The organism is Vibrio sp. B7 (assembly GCF_963888765.1).
Lineage (GTDB): Bacteria > Pseudomonadota > Gammaproteobacteria > Enterobacterales > Vibrionaceae > Vibrio > Vibrio anguillarum.
This window is the reverse complement of record NZ_CAWPKR010000033.1, coordinates 259,024-277,267: the sequence shown is the minus strand read 5'-3', so window position 1 is coordinate 277,267 and position 18,244 is coordinate 259,024. Positions and strand designations below refer to the sequence as shown.

Genomic DNA, 18,244 nt, shown 5'->3' with positions numbered 1-18,244 from the left:
TAAGTTACTTAAAAACTGTTTCACGACTCTTCCTTAAATCCCTTTGAAATCAATTTAATATAAACTCCCCCAGCTACCACTGAAAGAGATTTTTTAACCATTGTCCTGGTTGTTTATCACAGCTCTGTTTCAATGCGCCGCTTTTATCCCACATGGGCAGTTTAAATTCGTTGTGACAATCTTGGACTAATTCACCCTCGGCACTGGTTTTAAAGCCAATCGTGGTAATGCCTTGCGGCCAAGGAAGAAGTAATTTTTCTGGGATCCGATGTTGTAAATATTCCGCGTACACCCGTAATGCACCACTCGAACCCGTAAGTTTGATCGGCTGATTATCATCGCGGCCAAGCCAAACCGTGGTGACTTCACGACCATCCACCCCGACAAACCAACTGTCGCGGCTATCGTTAGTGGTACCAGTTTTCCCCGCCAATGCCGCCCAAGCGAACTGATTATTGAGATAGCGCCCGGTCCCTTCAAGTACTCCTCGCTTCATCGCATAAGTTGTAAGCCACGCCGCTTGCTGCTCAACGGCTTGGGATACTTTGGGAATTGATTGATAGAGCACATTGCCCTCTAAATCCAATACCGAGCGCAGCGCCGATAAGGGCGCTTTTTTACCCGAGTTGGTTAAGGTTTGGTACATCTGCGCCACTTGATAAGGCGTCAGAGAGAACGCGCCAAGAAACATCGACGGTACAGGACGGATCTCCTCTTTGTTGACACCAAGCCGCACCAAAGTGTCAGAAACTTGTTCAATCCCAAGCTGCATGCCCAATTGTACCGTGGGCACATTCAGTGATTTAGCTAACGCGAGATACAACGGCACTTCACCACGGAACTGACGATCAAAATTGCGTGGTGACCACACTTCGCCTTTATTCCCTTTGAGTGTGATGGGTTTATCGATAAGCGTGCTGGCTAAGTTATATTTATCTGGCTGTGCGAGTGCGGTGAGATAGACCGCTGGTTTGACTAACGAGCCGATAGGACGGCTTGCATTTAAAGCGCGGTTAAAGCCGTCATAACCGGTCTGTTTACCGCCAACCATGGCACGGATCTCACCACTGGTTCGATCAACAGCGATCGCTGCGGCTTCTAAGTTTTTCCCCGCCGTTTTGGAAAGCACTGGAATTTGTCGATCAATCGCCAGCTCCAATTTGACTTGCGAAACAGGATCGAGCGAGGTAAAAACGCGCAAGCCAGTATCCGCTTTGAAGGCGTCGCCCACTTTCTCTTTCAGTTCAATTTTTAACTGCTGAAAATACGCTGGCTGCCGGCTGGCAATGTGAGGATGCTTTTGCACATCTAACGATCGACTGGCCGCTTGTTCAAACTGTTTAGCCGTCAAAATATCTTGCTGCATCATCAGCTTTAAAACCAAGTCGCGACGCTCTTTAGCACGTTCAGGGTAACGCGCCGGGTTATAATAAGAAGGCCCTTTAACCATGCCCACCAACAACGCTAGTTGATCAATACGCAATTCTTGCAATGGTTGACCGAAATAAAGCCGTGAGGCGAGGCCGAAACCGTGAATCGCCTCACCGCCACTTTGCCCTAAATAGACCTCGTTTAAGTAGGCTTCTAAAATGCGATCTTTGCTGTAGCGATAGTCGATAATGAGCGCCATATAAGCTTCACGCACTTTACGCCATAAGGTTCGATCACTGGATAAGAAAATATTTTTTGCCAGCTGTTGAGTTAACGTGCTGCCGCCTTGCACGGTGCGCCCAGCCTTAATGTTGGCTACTAAAGCACGGGCAATCGCAAATGGAGAGATGCCATCATGTTGATAAAAATAGCGATCCTCGGTCGCAAGCAACGCATCCACCATCACTTCAGGAAACTGATCACGACGTAAAAATAGCCGCTGCTCATCGTTGCCTTTTTCAAGCATGCCGAGCATTTTGGGCTCAATACGCAAGTAACCTAAATCCCCTTTTTGCTCAAGAGATTGGATACGAACTAAACCGCTGTCATTAAAATGGAGCATCACATGGCGGTCAGGCTCAGGGCCATCGGCAAACTCAAAAGGGCGGCGGATGATCTCAATTTTGCTTGATGATGAAGAGTACTCGCCAGCATAGCGTGGCTGGTTCACTTTGCGATAGTTGAGTACATCAAGCTCATTGCGCAGCTCTTGCAGCGGGATGTCATCACCGGGTGCTAAATTCAAAATGCGTGCATACACGACGGTCGGTAAATCAAAAAGCTGGCCTTCGAAGCGTTGTTTAACCACGCTATTTAAGTAAATACCAACAAACAACAGCACCGCAGCCAGTGCAAGGCTCAGTTTCCAGCCAATACCCCACACAATTTTCCACCATGCTTTGCGTGGCGCTGAAGGCTTCTTAGCCGGGCGACGTGAAGGTTTTTTTACGCTATTTTTTTGAGTGCCCGTAGGCTTTTTCTGGGTTGTCATTGTGCTAATTGCCGCTTAGTTTTCGTCGTCGCTATGTGGTTGGCAGGATCATCAGGCCAAACGTGTTTTGGGTAACGCCCTTTCATCTCTTTTTGTACTTCTTTATAAGCACCCTGCCAGAAACCGGCGAGATCTTGAGTTACTTGCAAAGGTCGCTGCGCAGGTGAGAGCAGTTCCATCACCACTTTTTTGCGCCCTTGAGCGATGGTAGGGGAATCTTGCTCGCCAAACATCTCCTGCATACGAACCGACAGCATCGGCTCCGCGCCCAGTTGATAACGAATGGCGGCTCGATTACCTGTGGGTAGCGGGTGGTGAGTTGGAAGCCAGCGATCAATCTCTTGGTTTAATGGCCAACCTAAATAAGCATTGAGCGCATCAAAAAGCGGTACTTTCGCTAACGCTTTGACCGATTTTACTCCGACTAAATAGGGGGCTAACCAAATTTCAAGATCATCAAGCAGCGCTTGTTCCTCGACAGCAGGCCACGCCGCTTCCGGTAGCCATTGCGCAGCGCAACGCATGCGCGTTAATAAAGCGCTCGCCGCTTCGCTCCACTGTAATACCGATAACCCCTTGCGACGGACATAATTGAGCAAGGCTTGCGTCATTTTTTCATGAGCAGGCTCTTGCAGTGCTTCACGCTCAATGACCAATTTACCGCACAGGGTTAGCCTTTCCGCGCACAGTTTCCCTGCTTTCTCATCCCAATCGACTCGTTCTTGTGTACTAAATAGCTCTGGAAAATAGGCTTGCAGTGCATCAATGTCCAACTCTGTCGCAACAAAGATTTGACTCGCTTGTGAGCCGCTGCGCATTAAATCCACCACCACTAAATAGTGCGCGCCCGCGAGGCGTTCATCGTCACGCATTTGCGCGCCGTGACCATTCGCCAGTAAAAACTGCCCCCGTTGCGACTCGCTGCGACGCTGGGCAATGCGATCGGGAAAAGCCAAACTCAGCACTAACGCCAACAATGATTCATCCACTTGTGTTAGCTGAAATTGGCCACCGAGTGCGCGCGCAAGCGTCGTGGCACGCTGATGTAGGTTTTGTGTTTTAGGGTGAGTCGCTTGCTGCCAACGCATTAAGCTATGTTGTAAATCCAGCACATTACGCTCAGGCTCTTCTAATAAAGCGGTCACAGCGAGCGCCGTATTGAGCATTGAATCACTCGTTTCATGGGCTTTGAGCAGCATGCTCACCAGCCTTGGTTCCACACCAAGTGACTGCGCTTTTTTACCCAATGCGCTGAGCTGCTGTTTGCTGTCCATCAAACCAAGCGTATGCAATAGACTCCAAGCTTGCTGCATCGCTGCTGGTGGTGGTGTATCCAGCCAAGGCAAATCGTTGACCGACACCACACCCCACTGCGCAAGCTCCATCGCTAAAGACGCTAAGTCACTGTGCAATATTTCCGCGCTCGGCACTTGGGGTTGCTGCTTATATTGTGCTTCGCTGTAAAGGCGCAAACAGATACCAGGTTCTAGGCGTCCGGCGCGCCCCGTGCGTTGCTGCGCCGATGATTGGGCAATTTTCACTTGCTCTAAACGAGTGATGCCCGTTTTAAGATCAAACTTCGCTATCCGCTCTAGCCCTGCATCCACGACTAAGCGTATCCCCTCAATGGTCAGCGATGTTTCGGCAATATTGGTCGCTAGCACAATTTTCCGTTTGCCTGCTACTGCAGGCGCAATCGCTTTTTGCTGCGCTTGTAGACTCAACTGCCCGTATAAAGGACAAATATCAAACTCATCGGCTAAGTGTGCGAGCTGCTGTTCAAGCTGTTTAATGGCTAAAACGCCAGGTAAAAATGCCAGCAGAGAGCCACTTTCAGCTCGCATCAAGCCTTCAATCTGTTTGCTCATCGTCGGCACAAGATAATCATTGGCTCGCAGCGGTGCATAGCGCACTTCAACTGGATAAGCGCGACCTTCAGATTGCACATAAAGCGCTTGGGGTAATAATGACTGCAATGCCAGCTGATCTAAGGTTGCCGACATTACGACGATTTTAAGATCTTCTCGCAGCGCTGATTGCACTTCCAAACTCAATGCGAGAGCCGTATCCGCGTGAATACTCCGCTCGTGATACTCATCGAAGATCAAGAGATCGATTCCGCTTAGCTCAGGATCGGTTTGGATCATACGTGTCATGATCCCTTCTGTCACAATTTCAAGCTGTGTCGCTGCGCTGACTTTACTCTCACCACGCATACGATAGCCGACGGTTTGCCCAACACTCTCACCTAATTGCTGTGCTAAATAGCAAGCAATACTGCGCGCCGCCAAACGACGCGGTTCAAGCATGATGATCTTACCCGTGAATAATTGCGCTTTTAATAGCTGTAACGGGAAATGGGTCGACTTACCCGCGCCGGGAGCGGCTTTGACAATCATCTGTGGGTGAGCTTGTACTCCCGCCAGCAGCTCGGGCATCACAGCTTGAATGGGCAATTGTGACAATGTGCAATCCTTATGGTTAAATGGCGGCAACATTGTACATAAAAACAGTAGATAAATGCAGTTCAATCCTCCACTTCGATCCGCGACCTTACTCAAACGCTACAAGCGTTTTTTGGCCGACATTGAGTTTGCCGATGGTCAGCAAGAGACTATTCACTGCGCCAATACTGGCGCGATGACGGGCTGCGCCGAGGCGGGTAATCGTGTCTGGTTCTCCACCTCAGACAACCCTAAACGTAAATACCCACACAGTTGGGAGCTGACTGAAACCCAGCAAGGCCACTGCATTTGCGTCAACACGGCTCGGGCGAATACGCTGGCAGTAGAAGCGATTCAAAACGGCATCATCAAAGAGCTGCAAGGATATGAGCAATTACAAACTGAAGTGCGCTACGGCCAAGAAAATAGCCGAATTGATATCTTGCTCAAATCACCCTCTAAACCGACGTGCTATATAGAAGTGAAAAGCGTCACCTTATTGGATGAGCGTTACTCTCCACACGACGATGTCGCCTGCAATTCAGGACAAGGTTATTTCCCCGATGCCGTTACAACGCGTGGACAAAAGCATTTGCGTGAATTAACGGAAATGGCAAAAAGTGGAAGCAGAGCAGTACTTTTGTTTGCTGTTTTGCATTCAGGGATTGAAAAAGTCTCGCCTGCACTCCATATAGACGCAAACTATTCACTATTATTGAAACAAGCGCAAAAAGAAGGGGTGGAAGTACTGTGCTACAAGGCTGTACTTTCAAGGAATGAAATCAAGCTCGTTAACACTGTAGAATTCGCCCATTAGTGACAAAAAATTGATGGCGCCTTCACATTGACAATAAGTTTACGATTGAGTGTTTGCCTCCTATAGATCTTTTTGCTATAGATACCCGCCTAAAATTAGCTGCTCGCGCAGTTGACTAGGTGTTAGTAGGAGATGCTGCATGCCGGAATTAAAGAAAAAAGCGATAGGCATCCTAGCCATTGCAGGTGTTGAGCCGTATCAGGAAAAGCCAGGTGAAGAGTATATGTCACCTGAGCAAATAGCTCACTTTACAAAAATTTTAAGTGCTTGGCGCAACCAACTTCGTGAAGAAGTTGAGCGTACCGTTCACCATATGCAAGATGAAGCCGCAAACTTTCCAGATCCCGTTGATCGCGCTTCTCAAGAAGAAGAATTCAGCTTGGAATTGCGTAACCGTGACCGTGAACGTCGCTTGATCAAGAAAATTGAAAAAACATTAAGCAAAATTGAAGAAGATGATTTTGGTTTTTGTGAATCTTGTGGCGTGGAAATCGGCGTTCGTCGCTTAGAAGCTCGACCAACAGCGGACCTTTGCATTGACTGCAAAACGCTAGCCGAACTTAAAGAAAAACAGATGCAAGGTTAATCTTACCTTTTGTTTGTGTTAAAAAAGGGAGCTAAAGCTCCCTTTTTGTTTTCACTCGATACCCAAATAACTTGTAACTTGGATGAATCGCAATGCACTATATTGGCCGATTTGCCCCATCACCTTCAGGCCCACTTCATTTTGGTTCTTTGATCGCTGCACTTGGCAGCTACTTTCAAGCAAAATCACAGCAAGGTAAGTGGTTGGTTCGCATCGAAGATTTAGATCCGCCAAGGGAAATGCCAAGAGCCTCCACCCTGATACTTCAAGCCATCGAAGCCTATGGTTTGCATTGGGATGGCGAGGTGGTTTATCAAAGCCAACGCCACACTTTATACCAAGATCAAATTGAGGCTTGGCTTGAATCAGGGCAAGCCTATTATTGTGATTGCACGCGTAAACAAATTAAACAGATGGGTGGCTTTTATCCCGGTACATGCCGCTATAAAAAACCAACATTAACCGAAGATTGCGCGGTTAGGTTGCGTGTTGATACACCGGTAGAGTCATTTTTCGACCAAAAACATGGCGAAATTCACATTCCTAAAGCATTAGCACAGGAAGACTTCATCATTAAGCGACGTGACGGTTTATTTGCTTATAATCTTGCCGTAGTGCTCGATGATATCGATCAAGGAGTGACGGAAGTGGTGCGGGGAGCCGATTTAATTGAACCAACAGGACGACAAATCAGCTTGTATCATTGCTTACATAAAACTCCGGTAAGCTACCTTCACCTGCCGCTCGCGATGGATGGTAATGGCAATAAATTATCCAAACAGAATCATGCCACAGCCATTGATATTCAAAATCCTAAACCTACCTTGCTTAAGGCAATGCGCTTTTTAGGGTTTGAGATAAAACAAGAGATTAGCGACGCTTCCATCGATGAAATTATCTTTTGGGGCAGTCAGAATTGGCACGTTGAACAACTCCCTCGGGAGACCGAGATCACACCGTGATTCTCAAAAGGCTATCCTTACGCTATGATTAGCCGCAAAATCGTCCCGAACGGGCACTTTAAATAACAAAAGCAAGGTTGGCAAAAACCAATTATTGCCAGATGCACATGAATAAAAACGACTATACACCACGCGAAAATCGCGTTTACCAAGACTTAGCTCTAAATATTATCACTCGTGATGAACACAATATTTCGCGCAAGCAAATCAGCGATAATGCGCTCAAGGTGCTATACCGACTTCATGGCGCAGGTTTTGACGCCTATTTAGTCGGTGGTGGAGTACGTGACCTACTATTAGGTGAGACACCAAAAGATTTTGATATCGCCACTAATGCAACACCAGAGCAAATACGCCAACAGTTTCGCAACTGCCGCTTGATCGGCCGTCGCTTTCGCTTAGCGCACATCATGTTTGGTCGCGACGTAGTGGAAGTGGCGACTTTCCGTGGACACCATCAAGAGCCGAGCCAAAACGTCTCAGCACAATCTGAAGCGGGTATGCTGCTACGTGATAACGTCTACGGCACCATTGATGAAGATGCAGAACGCCGGGACTTTACGATTAACGCCATGTATTACAACATCGGTGATTACAGCATTCATGATTATGCTGGCGGCATGGACGACTTAGAAGATAAGCTCATCCGCTTAATTGGCGATCCTGAAACACGCTACCGTGAAGACCCAGTGCGTATGTTGCGTGCCATTCGTTTTGCGGCCAAGCTCGATTTCGATATCGAAGAAGAGACTGCCGACCCAATCGAACATCTTGCTCCTTTACTACAAGATATTCCTGCGGCACGTTTGTACGAAGAATCGCTAAAGATGCTGCAAACCGGCCACGGTTTAGAAACCTACCACTTAATGCGTGAGTACAACCTGTTCCAGCAGTTGTTCCCTGTGATAGCTCAAGAGTTCACTCCAGACTACGACTCGCACACAGAACAGATGTTGGATCTGGTCTTAGATTCAACCGATCTGCGTATTGAAGAAGGTAAACGCATCAACCCAGCCTTCATGTTTGCTGCCATGTTCTGGTACCCGACGGTGAAACTGGCTGATGCGTTAATGCAGCAGCGTAATTTCGCCTATTACGACGCCGTCATGGAAGCGAGTAACCTCATCCTTGACCAAGTGGTGAAAACCCTTGCGATACCTCGTCGTCATACCGCGACAATTCGCGAAATTTGGCAATTGCAGTTGCGCTTACCACGTCGTAATGGGAAACGCGCCTTCCGCCTGATGGAGCTCAACAAATTCCGAGCGGGTTTTGATTTTCTACAAATGCGTGGCGAGATCGAAGGCGGAGAGACGAAGAAACTGGCTGACTGGTGGACAACGTTTGAAAGCGCAGGACGAGATATGCGCCAAGCGATGGCAAATGATTTGGAAAGTGGCGCAAGTAACAAACCCAATGTACGCCGCCGCAGAAGCCCACGTAATAAAAAGAGCCGCCCAGAATCATGATTCTCGTTTATATTGCTGTTGGCAGTAATTTAGGCGACCCAATCGCGCAAGCTAAGCAGGCCATTGAAGCCTTGAAATGTTTGCCACACTCTCGATTTTTAAGCGCCTCATCCTTGTACAGTAGTACACCGATGGGGCCACAAAACCAGCCCGATTACATCAATGCGGTGGTTGCGATAGAAACCGATTTAACGCCACTTGAACTGCTCGATTGTACCCAAAGCATCGAGTTAGAACAGGGGCGTGTTCGCAAAGAAGAACGTTGGGGGCCAAGAACACTCGATCTGGATATTCTTCTTTACGGCAATGAGGTGATCGATTCAGAGCGATTGACCATTCCTCACTACGGAATGAAAGTACGTGAATTCGTGCTCTATCCGCTCGCCGAAATTGCACCAAGTTTACAACTCCCTGATGGGACTGAGCTTAATCAACTGTTACCGCTCGTCGAACGTAACGGGCTCGGTATTTGGCACTCGCCAGCGCCTCGTAAGGACATTTAATGAAAAAAATCACCATAAACGATCTGATCCAATGGAAACAACAAGGTCGTAAATTTGCAACCGTCACCGCATATGACGCAAGCTTTGCTCAGCTTTTTGAAAGCCAAGAGATGCCTGTATTATTAGTAGGTGATTCTCTGGGTATGGTGCTACAAGGTCACACAGATACCCTACCCGTCACCGTCGAAGAGATTGCCTACCACACACGCAGCGTGCGTGCTGGTAGCCCTAACTGTTTATTGATGGCTGATATGCCTTTTATGAGCTATGCCACACCACAACAAGCCTGTGAAAGCGCCGCTAAATTGATGCAAGCGGGTGCAAATATGGTCAAAATCGAAGGTGGTGATTGGCTAGTAGAAACGGTAAAAATGCTGACTGAACGTGCGGTTCCGGTTTGCGCACACCTTGGTTTAACACCACAATCGGTCAATATTTTTGGTGGCTATAAAGTACAAGGCCGCGACCAAGAAAAAGCAGACCGAATGGTCAAAGACGCGTTGGCGCTCCAAGAAGCGGGCGCACAAATTGTGTTATTAGAGTGTGTACCGGCCAGCCTAGCAGCGCGAATTACCGAAGTGCTTGATGTGCCAGTGATTGGCATTGGCGCAGGTAACGTGACCGATGGACAAATTCTAGTAATGCACGATATGTTCGGAATTTCGGCGAATTACATGCCAAAATTCTCAAAAAACTTTCTTGCTGAAACAGGGGATATGCGTAAAGCCGTCGCAAAATACATCGCAGATGTAGAAAGTGCCGCTTTCCCTGATGACGCTCATACCATCGCCTAAAGGAGATATTCATGCAAACTTTTGCTGACATTTCAGCTCTTCGCGAGCAGATCAAACAGTATAAGCGTGAAGGCCGCCGAGTCGCTTTTGTACCGACCATGGGCAATTTACATGAAGGCCACTTAACCCTAGTGCGTAAAGCACGTGAAGAGGGCAATGTGGTCGTGGTCAGTATTTTTGTTAACCCGATGCAATTTGACCGCGCGGATGACTTAAATAACTACCCGAGAACACTGGATGAAGACTTAAGCAAACTCAACGCGGAAGCGGTTGATTTGGTCTTTACCCCAACCCCAGAAATAATGTATCCGCAAGGATTAGAAAAACAGACCTTTGTTGAAGTACCGGGGCTTTCTCATATGCTCGAAGGCGCATCAAGACCAGGGCATTTCCGTGGCGTTGCAACCATAGTCGCTAAGCTGTTCAACATAGTGCAGCCGAATGTTGCCTGTTTTGGTGAAAAAGATTTTCAACAGTTAGCGGTGATCCGCCAAATGGTCAGCGATCTTTGTATGGATATCGAGATTGTCGGCGTCCCTACCGTCCGTGAAATGGATGGCTTGGCGATGAGTTCACGTAACGGGCTGCTGACGTTAGATGAACGCCAACGTGCACCTGTCCTTGCTCGTACAATGCGTTGGATAAGCAGTGCACTGCGTGGTGGCCGCGACGATTACGCGTCGATCATTGAAGATGCCAGTGACCAATTGCGTGCTGCTGGGCTACAACCTGATGAGCTGTTTATTCGCGATGCCAAAACGCTGCAACTGATCTCGAATGAGACCACACAAGCGGTGATCTTAGTGTCTGCATTTCTGGGTAAAGTACGCTTAATCGACAACCAAGTGTTAGAATTTAGCGCAGAAACGAAAGCGGACCCTGAAGAAGAGTAATTGCTATTTCAAGTGATGAAGTGATGACTCATTCTCACTTCAAAACCATATATTTAAAAGGTCGCCCATAAGGAGCGACCTTTTTTGTATCGTTATTTAACTGAGGTTAACGCGATTATCGGAGAACAATATAGTTTGATTGGAAATGTGCCTTTTTCAAGCTACCTATAGCGATTAGAGAGTTAAAATTTGATCATTTTTGAGGTTAGTTACTACCGCTAAGATTTATGAAATGACAATAAACATTGAGTACAATTATGTTAAATCAACATATCAAATCTAGTTTTTTGCCAATTTAGTTCAAAAATAAAACAAAACACAATGTGCATAACAGCTATATCTATTATAAATGTAGATAACTACTTATTTAGTATTGAACAAAAATCACTATGAAAATACCTTTCTTAACATTGTTATTGCTTATTTCTTCTAGCGCCTACGCGGTAAACCATCAAATTGGCGTTGGGATTGGTTACGGTGGTACCGAAGGGCCAAATGATTGGGATGATTCAGGCTTCGCGGGAAAAATTGACTATTCTTACCAGTTTCACCCTAATTTCTCTACAGAGATTGGTTATGCAGGAGTCGATGGTATGACCAACAATATTATTTCCACCACTTTTGGCCAAACCAAACAGCAAGTAAATTATTCAACAGGCTACCTTGGCCTCAAAGCCAGCCTTTCTCCTATTCCGTTTTTTAATCTTTATGCGCTAGGTGGTGCAAACTACTCAAACGTTGAGAAAACCTTCACCCCTACGGGTCAGGCAGAGAGAACCGAATCGCACAAGGGTTTCAACCCATATTATGGACTTGGGGCCGAAGTAGTTGCCTTCAACACGGTCGGCTTTAATGTCGAATACCGTAAATTTTTCTTAGCCAACGATTTCGAGTCCGATGCTGTCTTCGTAGGACTAAACGTTAAGTTCTAACATACGTCAGCAAATCTCTTTACCGAGAGCTTACTTTTTTGTCCGTGAATATATTATGGTGTTTATTATTCCCATTATGTTAAACGGGCGAGTTAACTGTCAAAAACAGCCTTCAGAGCGATTTTCAGGGCAAAATTCGGCTATCTACAGACACGTACTTATGGGCGAGAAAATGGGGCCACACGGTTTTAGCAAACCACATCTATCATCATAAATAGCTTACTCCCAACGCTCACAAAACTAATTCCCTCCCCTTCAAGGGGAGGGTTAGGGTGGGGTGAACCCCCTCCTAGCCTCCCCCTAAAAGGGGGAGGCACTATTAAGTCCTTAACCCGATACCACGCGAAACCAGATAATGCGCAACTCCATACAGGGCCACTACAAAAATACCAAGCACACAGAACGAAGTAACAATTCCCACATCTGACACGCCAAGAAAACCGTAGCGGAAGGCATTAACCATGTAGACGATTGGGTTGATTTTCGATACCGCTTGCCAAAAGTCAGGCAATAGGCTGATCGAATAAAATACCCCACCCAAGTAGGTTAATGGCGTCAATACAAAGGTAGGAATAATCGAAATGTCATCAAAGGTTTTAGCAAAAATGGCGTTAATCATGCCGCCTAAAGCGAACACAACAGAGGTGAGAAAAACCGTCGCCGCAATGATCCCCCAATGATCCACCTTGAGATCAACAAAGAATAGCGACACAAAGGTCACTATTATGCCCACTAACAAGCCACGCACTACCCCGCCCATCACAAATCCGGCGATAATGACGTAATTAGGTACAGGCGCAACTAACAACTCTTCGATGTTTTTCTGAAACTTCGCACTAAAGAAAGAAGAGGCGACGTTCGAGTATGAGTTAGTGATCACCGACATCATGATTAAGCCCGGGACAATATATTCCATATAGCTAAAGCCGTTCATCTGGCCAATACGCGAACCAATTAGGTTGCCAAAAATAATGAAGTAGAGCGTCATGGTGATGGCTGGCGGTACTAAGGTTTGCACCCAAATACGCGTAAAACGGTTGATTTCTTTAGTCAGCAAACTGCAAAAAGCCGTCCAATATAAACGATACATCATGATTATCCTCGGCTTTGCTGTTGAACAATGCTGACAAACAGCTCTTCAAGGCGGTTCGCTTTGTTACGCATCGAAAGCACCGTAATTCCCTGTTCTGTTAACTGTGAAAAGACTGAATTTAGCCCTTTCGTTTTCTCCAACTCAATTTGTAACGAACCGTTGAGCATGGTTTGCGAGATCACACCACTGAGTTGTGGCGCTGGCGGAGAATTCTCTGCGATATCTAGAATAAAGGTTTCGAGCTGTAATTTGGCCAGCAAATCCTTCATCGAGGTATTTTCAATAAGCTCACCTCGGTTAATAATGCCGATATTGCGGCACAGCATCTCCGCTTCTTCTAAATAGTGCGTGGTTAAGATAATGGTGATCCCTTGCGCGTTAATCTCAGTTAAGAACTCCCACATCGAACGGCGCAGTTCAATATCCACACCAGCGGTGGGTTCATCTAAAATCAGCAACTTAGGTTCATGCATTAAAGCTCGAGCAATCATCAAACGGCGTTTCATACCACCAGAAAGATTACGTGCTCGCTCTTTACGTTTTTCCCACAAATCGAGTTTTGAGAGGTACTTCTCTGCCCTCTCTTTCGCTAACGCTTTCGTCACGCCGTAATACCCAGCTTGCTGCAACACAATTTGCTCAACCGTTTCAAACTGGTTGAAGTTAAACTCCTGCGGCACTAAACCAATATGTTGCTTGGCCAGTTCAAGATCTTTATCAATATCAAAACCAAACACTTTAACGGTGCCAGAGGTTTTATTGACCAGCGAAGAGATAATGCCAATGGTGGTTGATTTCCCGGCCCCATTGGGCCCAAGCAGTGCGTAAAAATCGCCTTTTTCAACCTGTAAACTCACCCCTTTTAGGGCCTCAAACCCACCAGCGTAAGTTTTTCGTAATTGTTCTATTTCTAATGCGTACATTCCACGGATCACTCTTTGTGATGTTAACCTATCCAATGTGCTGCTAAGGCTCGCGTTTTTCAACCCAATATTAGAAATTGATAAAATAAAAAAACGCAGATCCAGCGATCTGCGTAATTCATTCTTGTACAACCTTAACGCTTAACGATTTTGGGCTACCTGCTTAACCGCAGCATTGAGCGCTTCATAACGAAACGAAAAAGTCTGCTCGGTTGGCACCAGATCCAAAATATGAAACTTTTCCAGTTGCTGTTTGGTGTGCACATTTGGGCAAAGTAAGTAGACCGCGCAGTCGGCATCTAAGGCATCATTAATCGCGTTTTCTAAAGCAAGCCCAACCGTCACATCAATCATAGGTACATCAGTAAGATCTAAAATCATCGCTTCATAGTCACTGATGTGATTATGCTGGCGAGCGATCGCTTTAGATACACTAAAAATCATCGGCCCTGAGAGATAAAAAAACAGCACCTTACCATTGGCTTGATCCAATAAAGCTCGTTCGCTGTCAGTCAATGGCACATCGTTTTCATCAGCATCACTAATGGCTTTCACTTGGCGAGCTTGCTCGCGGCTCAAGCGTTCTATGATCAAAATATTTGAGATAAAAACGCCCAAGCCAACCGCAACAATCAAATCGACAAAGACAGTTAACAGCATCACGCCATACATGATGGCCATCCCCTGCACACTCACCTTATGCGCGCGTTGGATAAAGCTCCAATCAAGAATATTAAAACCAACATACACTGCAATCCCTGCCAATACAGCCATTGGAATCGGTTCGGTTAAGCCTCCCGCCACCAATACCACTAAGGCTAATACTAAGGCTCGAACTACACCAGACAGAGGAGAACGCGCGCCGACCTGAATATTGGTCACCGTACCCATGGTTGCACCTGCACCCGGCAACGCACCCAATAAGCCCGCGATCATATTAGCCAGCCCTTGCCCTCGCAGTTCTTTATCGGAATCATGCTCTTTACGCGTTAGAGAATCGCCAATTACCGCGGTGAGCAAAGTATCAATGCAGCCAAGCGTACCAAGCACTAAAGCGTCAATCACCATGGTGGTGAACATCTCGGCATTAAAGGTTGGAATAACAAAAGAGGGTAAGCCAGCAGGGATCACACCAATACGGCGGATCTCATCGCTATCAAATAACAGTACCGAAACAAGCGTCACGCCGACTAAAGCGACCAATTGAACGGGCACTTGTTTGCGATATTGAGCCGGGAGAAAAAATAAAATGCCTAAGGTTAACAAACCAAGAAAGAGCTCACTGAACTTCATCTGACTAATGATCTCGGGCAACGCGGTTAACGTTCCCATCACTCCCCCAGCGGGAGCCGCCTGACCAAGCAGCGGTGACAACTGCAGGATAATCAAAATCACCCCAATTCCTGACATAAAGCCAGAGATCACGCTATAGGGCATTAAGGTGATGTATTTCCCAAGTTTTAAAGTGCCAAGTACAATCTGAAAAGCGCCTGCCATCATGACAACCGTGAAGCTAACTGCAAGCCCCGTTTCAGGATAACGCGCCACCATGCTGGTTAAAATGGCCGTCATAATGACCGTCATTGGCCCTGTGGGTTCAGAAATTAATGTAGATGAACCACCAAACAAGGCAGCAAACAGCCCCACCAATATTGCTCCCCAAAGCCCTGCTTCTGCACCCGCACCAGACGCCACACCAAAAGCCAAGGCAAGTGGCAGTGAAATAATCGCGGTCGTGACGCCACCAAAGACGTCTCCTTTTAGGTCGATATCGGCAAAACGGCCTCTAAACACAATGCTTTTCCTCATACTCAAAATAGGTTGTCTCACTCTAACAAATCATCATTCTAATCATTAACCATTATTTTACATGTGATTGATTCTCTGTTGACCATCCAAATAGCGATGGAAGCAGTTTAATTTTTTTACTAGGAAAACTCGTCAGATGAGTGAGTGTTTTGTCATTTTATAAGAGAACAGAATTGTAACATTGTGTATAGTCAGGCCTATTCTTGCGCATTACCATTGATGCGATTGAACTATTTTTAAGGGAAGTGAGATGCCAGAACTGAAACAGCTTTTTGAAAATAACTCACGTTGGTCTGAATCGATTAAGGCTGAACGTCCTGAGTACTTTGCAAAACTCGCTCGCGGGCAAGACCCAGATTTTCTATGGATTGGTTGTTCTGATAGCCGAGTTCCGGCCGAGCGTTTGACTGGGCTTTATTCTGGTGAGCTGTTTGTACATCGCAACGTTGCAAACCAAGTGATTCACACTGACCTTAACTGCCTTTCTGTGGTGCAGTACGCGGTTGACGTACTGAAGGTCAAGCACATCATCATCTGTGGGCACTATGACTGCGGTGGCGTCAACGCAGCGATTGATAACCCACCGCTGGGCTTGATCAACAACTGGTTACTGCACGTGCGTGACTTATACCTTAAGCACCGTACCTACTTAGATGCAATGCCAGAACAAGATAAAGCCGACAAATTGTGCGAAATCAACGTTGCCGAGCAAGTGTATAATTTAGGTAACTCAACCGTACTGCAAAACGCATGGGAGCGCGGCCAAGATGTCGAGCTGCATGGCGTGGTCTACGGTATTGAAGACGGACGTTTGGAATACTTAGGCGTTCGCTGCGATTCACGTGAGCGAGTCAACGACACCTATCAAAAAGCGATGGAAAAAATTCTTAATGCGCAACATAACTTGCTGTGTCGATAACAGCGTATTAATTGCCGTTAAAACTGATAGTTAAAAATATAGAATGCCCACTATTGAGTGGGCATTCTATTATCGCTGGCAAAATTACGCTTGCGGCACAACTTTACCAATGTAAGGTAGGTGACGATATTTTTGCGCGTAGTCGATACCTACGCCCACGACAAATTCATCTGGGATTTCAAAACCGATCCACTTGACCTCTACAGGTACTTCACGGCGTGAAGGCTTATCCAGTAAAGTACAAATGTGAATGGATTTAGGTTCACGTAAAGACAAAATTTCTTTTACTTTATTTAGTGTATTACCCGTATCAATAATGTCTTCTACCAGCAACACATCTTTACCTTTAATGTCATCATCCAGATCTTTCAGAATGCGCACATCACGTGAGCTTTGCATCGTGTTGCCATAGCTTGACGCGGTCATAAAATCGACTTGATGAACTAAGTCGATCGCGCGAGCTAAGTCTGCCATGAAGACAAATGAGCCGCGCAACAAGCCCACCAGTACCAGATCTTCACTACCCTGGTAATGCTCTGTGATTTGTTTGCCTAATTCACGAATTCGTTCCTGAACCACTTGCTCAGAAATCATCACTTCAACTGTATGTTTCATACTGTTCTCTTTTCGGGTGATGCGACACGCTACGATCATCGCAGTTTAATGATGGCGTCGCGTAACTAGCTTGGCGCGTATAGTACCACTGCCACACAGGATAGTTAAATAATTAGCAAAACTCTGGATATGATGAAATAAAGCTCCTACGCTGCCGCAGACACGCTCACCACAAATACGCCACATCAATAAAAGATACAATAAAACACGTTGAATCTGATGGGATTTAACACGATCGCACAAAAAACAAACTCGAAACGTTGACCTCAACCATATGCAGCAGTACACTCATAAAGCTTTAAAGCAACTAACAAAATAATCATTAGAGCGAAAAGCTCAATTCAACAGTCATTGGCAAGGATTAACAACTCATGGAAACATCGATAGAAAAACGTCCCAGAACTCGCTTATCACCACAAAAACGCAAACTTCAACTGATGGAAATCGCCCTTGAAGTGTTTGCAACACGGGGAATAGGCCGAGGTGGCCACGCAGATATTGCTGAAATCGCCCAAGTTTCAGTCGCTACTGTCTTTAACTACTTTCCAACCCGAGAAGATTTAGTCGACGACGTACTCACTCATGTTGTACGTCAGTTTTCAAACTTCCTCGCAGATAATATTGATCTTGATTTGCATGCGAAAGATAACTTAACCAACATCACCACTAAGATGATTTCTCTTGTGATTGAAGATTGTCACTGGTTAAAAGTATGGTTTGAATGGAGCGCTTCAACGCGCGAAGAAGTGTGGCCACTTTTTGTCTCCACCAACCGTACTAATCAACTTTTGGTACAAAATATGTTTATCAAAGCCATTGAACGTGGCGAAGTGTGCGATCAACATGAGCCAGAACATCTTGCTACGCTCTTTCTTGGTATCTTCTACTCACTGTTTGTACAAGCAAATCGTATACAAGACGAAGCCAGCATGGGTGTACTCGTGAAAAGCTACCTCAGCATGCTCTGCATCTATAAAAAAGATCACTAGGCTTAACTTCCTAGTCTCTGAATTATGAGCATAAAAAAACCGCTGAATTCAGCGGTTTTTACTATTTAACTAAC

Annotated in this window: 16 protein-coding genes; 10 read left to right on the top strand and 6 right to left on the bottom strand. The window is 46.1% G+C overall.

From position 1 onward, the window contains the following. Positions 1 to 73: 73 nt before the first annotated feature. Both mrcB and hrpB read right to left on the bottom strand, forming a co-directional pair. Entirely contained in the window at positions 74 to 2,422 is a 2,349-nt protein-coding gene (mrcB, locus tag AACV32_RS10810) for a penicillin-binding protein 1B (protein WP_170894996.1), read from the bottom strand. Beyond that, positions 2,419 to 4,887: an ATP-dependent helicase HrpB gene (hrpB, locus tag AACV32_RS10805; protein WP_017049758.1), complete on the bottom strand. Its 2,469-nt coding sequence runs from the start codon at positions 4,885 to 4,887 to the stop codon at positions 2,419 to 2,421. Before hrpB ends, mrcB begins: the two co-directional genes overlap by 4 nt. Positions 4,888 to 4,942: 55 nt before the next feature. On the opposite strand from hrpB, the gene sfsA reads away from it, so the two are divergent. The 8 genes from sfsA to AACV32_RS10765 all read left to right on the top strand — a co-directional run bounded on the left by sfsA (position 4,943) and on the right by AACV32_RS10765 (position 11,822). After that, positions 4,943 to 5,683, top strand: coding sequence for a DNA/RNA nuclease SfsA (gene sfsA, locus AACV32_RS10800; RefSeq protein WP_017049757.1), 741 nt, complete (start codon positions 4,943 to 4,945; stop codon positions 5,681 to 5,683). Positions 5,684 to 5,822: 139 nt separating this feature from the next. Continuing rightward, positions 5,823 to 6,269, top strand: a complete 447-nt coding sequence (gene dksA, locus AACV32_RS10795; protein WP_013857662.1) for an RNA polymerase-binding protein DksA — start codon at positions 5,823 to 5,825, stop codon at positions 6,267 to 6,269. A 92-nt stretch (positions 6,270 to 6,361) separates the two neighbouring features. Next, positions 6,362 to 7,231: a tRNA glutamyl-Q(34) synthetase GluQRS gene (gene gluQRS, locus AACV32_RS10790; protein ID WP_017049756.1), complete on the top strand. Its 870-nt coding sequence runs from the start codon at positions 6,362 to 6,364 to the stop codon at positions 7,229 to 7,231. Between the two features lie 107 nt (positions 7,232 to 7,338). Then, entirely contained in the window at positions 7,339 to 8,700 is a 1,362-nt protein-coding gene (pcnB, locus tag AACV32_RS10785) for a polynucleotide adenylyltransferase PcnB (protein WP_026028232.1), read from the top strand. Next, complete coding sequence (gene folK, locus AACV32_RS10780; RefSeq protein ID WP_017045879.1) at positions 8,697 to 9,203, top strand: 2-amino-4-hydroxy-6-hydroxymethyldihydropteridine diphosphokinase; 507 nt, start codon at positions 8,697 to 8,699, stop codon at positions 9,201 to 9,203. Before pcnB ends, folK begins: the two co-directional genes overlap by 4 nt. Then, the gene (panB, locus tag AACV32_RS10775; RefSeq protein WP_010319550.1) at positions 9,203 to 9,997 is read left to right on the top strand and encodes a 3-methyl-2-oxobutanoate hydroxymethyltransferase; all 795 of its coding nucleotides are present in this window, start codon (positions 9,203 to 9,205) and stop codon (positions 9,995 to 9,997) included. Before folK ends, panB begins: the two co-directional genes overlap by 1 nt. A gap of 11 nt (positions 9,998 to 10,008) precedes the next feature. Beyond that, the gene (gene panC / locus AACV32_RS10770; protein ID WP_010319549.1) at positions 10,009 to 10,890 is read left to right on the top strand and encodes a pantoate--beta-alanine ligase; all 882 of its coding nucleotides are present in this window, start codon (positions 10,009 to 10,011) and stop codon (positions 10,888 to 10,890) included. 389 nt (positions 10,891 to 11,279) lie between these two features. Beyond that, positions 11,280 to 11,822, top strand: a complete 543-nt coding sequence (locus AACV32_RS10765; protein ID WP_017045880.1) for an outer membrane beta-barrel protein — start codon at positions 11,280 to 11,282, stop codon at positions 11,820 to 11,822. Between the two features lie 319 nt (positions 11,823 to 12,141). Here AACV32_RS10765 and AACV32_RS10760 read toward each other — a convergent pair whose 3' ends face one another. From AACV32_RS10760 to AACV32_RS10750, 3 genes are all read right to left on the bottom strand, one after another. Beyond that, on the bottom strand, positions 12,142 to 12,912 hold the full coding sequence (locus AACV32_RS10760; RefSeq protein WP_026029027.1) for an ABC transporter permease: 771 nt from the start codon (positions 12,910 to 12,912) through the stop codon (positions 12,142 to 12,144). Positions 12,913 to 12,917: 5 nt separating this feature from the next. Next, positions 12,918 to 13,838 carry an ABC transporter ATP-binding protein gene (locus AACV32_RS10755; protein ID WP_026027559.1) on the bottom strand — a complete coding sequence of 307 codons (921 nt, stop codon included), beginning with the start codon at positions 13,836 to 13,838 and terminating at the stop codon, positions 12,918 to 12,920. A 141-nt stretch (positions 13,839 to 13,979) separates the two neighbouring features. Continuing rightward, entirely contained in the window at positions 13,980 to 15,647 is a 1,668-nt protein-coding gene (locus AACV32_RS10750) for a SulP family inorganic anion transporter (RefSeq protein ID WP_170895068.1), read from the bottom strand. A 250-nt stretch (positions 15,648 to 15,897) separates the two neighbouring features. On the opposite strand from AACV32_RS10750, the gene can reads away from it, so the two are divergent. Beyond that, positions 15,898 to 16,566 (top strand): carbonate dehydratase, encoded by a 669-nt coding sequence (can, locus tag AACV32_RS10745; protein WP_013857670.1) that lies wholly within the window; start codon positions 15,898 to 15,900, stop codon positions 16,564 to 16,566. Positions 16,567 to 16,650: 84 nt separating this feature from the next. On the opposite strand, the gene hpt is transcribed toward can, so the two are convergent. Then, complete coding sequence (gene hpt / locus AACV32_RS10740; RefSeq protein ID WP_010319544.1) at positions 16,651 to 17,181, bottom strand: hypoxanthine phosphoribosyltransferase; 531 nt, start codon at positions 17,179 to 17,181, stop codon at positions 16,651 to 16,653. Between the two features lie 371 nt (positions 17,182 to 17,552). Between hpt and AACV32_RS10735 the strand changes: the two genes are divergently transcribed. Then, entirely contained in the window at positions 17,553 to 18,170 is a 618-nt protein-coding gene (locus tag AACV32_RS10735) for a LuxR/HapR/OpaR family quorum-sensing transcriptional regulator (protein ID WP_017043694.1), read from the top strand. The last annotated feature ends 74 nt before the right edge of the window (positions 18,171 to 18,244 follow it).

Excerpts from the sequence above, each read along its gene's own strand:
- mrcB (WP_170894996.1), bottom strand. The coding sequence starts at position 2,422 with ATGACAACCCAGAAAAAGCCTACGGGCACTCAAAAAAATAGCGTAAAA.
- sfsA (WP_017049757.1), top strand. The coding sequence starts at position 4,943 with ATGCAGTTCAATCCTCCACTTCGATCCGCGACCTTACTCAAACGCTAC.
- dksA (WP_013857662.1), top strand. The coding sequence starts at position 5,823 with ATGCCGGAATTAAAGAAAAAAGCGATAGGCATCCTAGCCATTGCAGGT.
- gluQRS (WP_017049756.1), top strand. The coding sequence starts at position 6,362 with ATGCACTATATTGGCCGATTTGCCCCATCACCTTCAGGCCCACTTCAT.
- pcnB (WP_026028232.1), top strand. The coding sequence starts at position 7,339 with ATGAATAAAAACGACTATACACCACGCGAAAATCGCGTTTACCAAGAC.
- folK (WP_017045879.1), top strand. The coding sequence starts at position 8,697 with ATGATTCTCGTTTATATTGCTGTTGGCAGTAATTTAGGCGACCCAATC.
- panB (WP_010319550.1), top strand. The coding sequence starts at position 9,203 with ATGAAAAAAATCACCATAAACGATCTGATCCAATGGAAACAACAAGGT.
- panC (WP_010319549.1), top strand. The coding sequence starts at position 10,009 with ATGCAAACTTTTGCTGACATTTCAGCTCTTCGCGAGCAGATCAAACAG.
- AACV32_RS10765 (WP_017045880.1), top strand. The coding sequence starts at position 11,280 with ATGAAAATACCTTTCTTAACATTGTTATTGCTTATTTCTTCTAGCGCC.
- AACV32_RS10760 (WP_026029027.1), bottom strand. The coding sequence starts at position 12,912 with ATGTATCGTTTATATTGGACGGCTTTTTGCAGTTTGCTGACTAAAGAA.
- AACV32_RS10755 (WP_026027559.1), bottom strand. The coding sequence starts at position 13,838 with ATGTACGCATTAGAAATAGAACAATTACGAAAAACTTACGCTGGTGGG.
- AACV32_RS10750 (WP_170895068.1), bottom strand. The coding sequence starts at position 15,647 with ATGAGGAAAAGCATTGTGTTTAGAGGCCGTTTTGCCGATATCGACCTA.
- can (WP_013857670.1), top strand. The coding sequence starts at position 15,898 with ATGCCAGAACTGAAACAGCTTTTTGAAAATAACTCACGTTGGTCTGAA.
- hpt (WP_010319544.1), bottom strand. The coding sequence starts at position 17,181 with ATGAAACATACAGTTGAAGTGATGATTTCTGAGCAAGTGGTTCAGGAA.
- AACV32_RS10735 (WP_017043694.1), top strand. The coding sequence starts at position 17,553 with ATGGAAACATCGATAGAAAAACGTCCCAGAACTCGCTTATCACCACAA.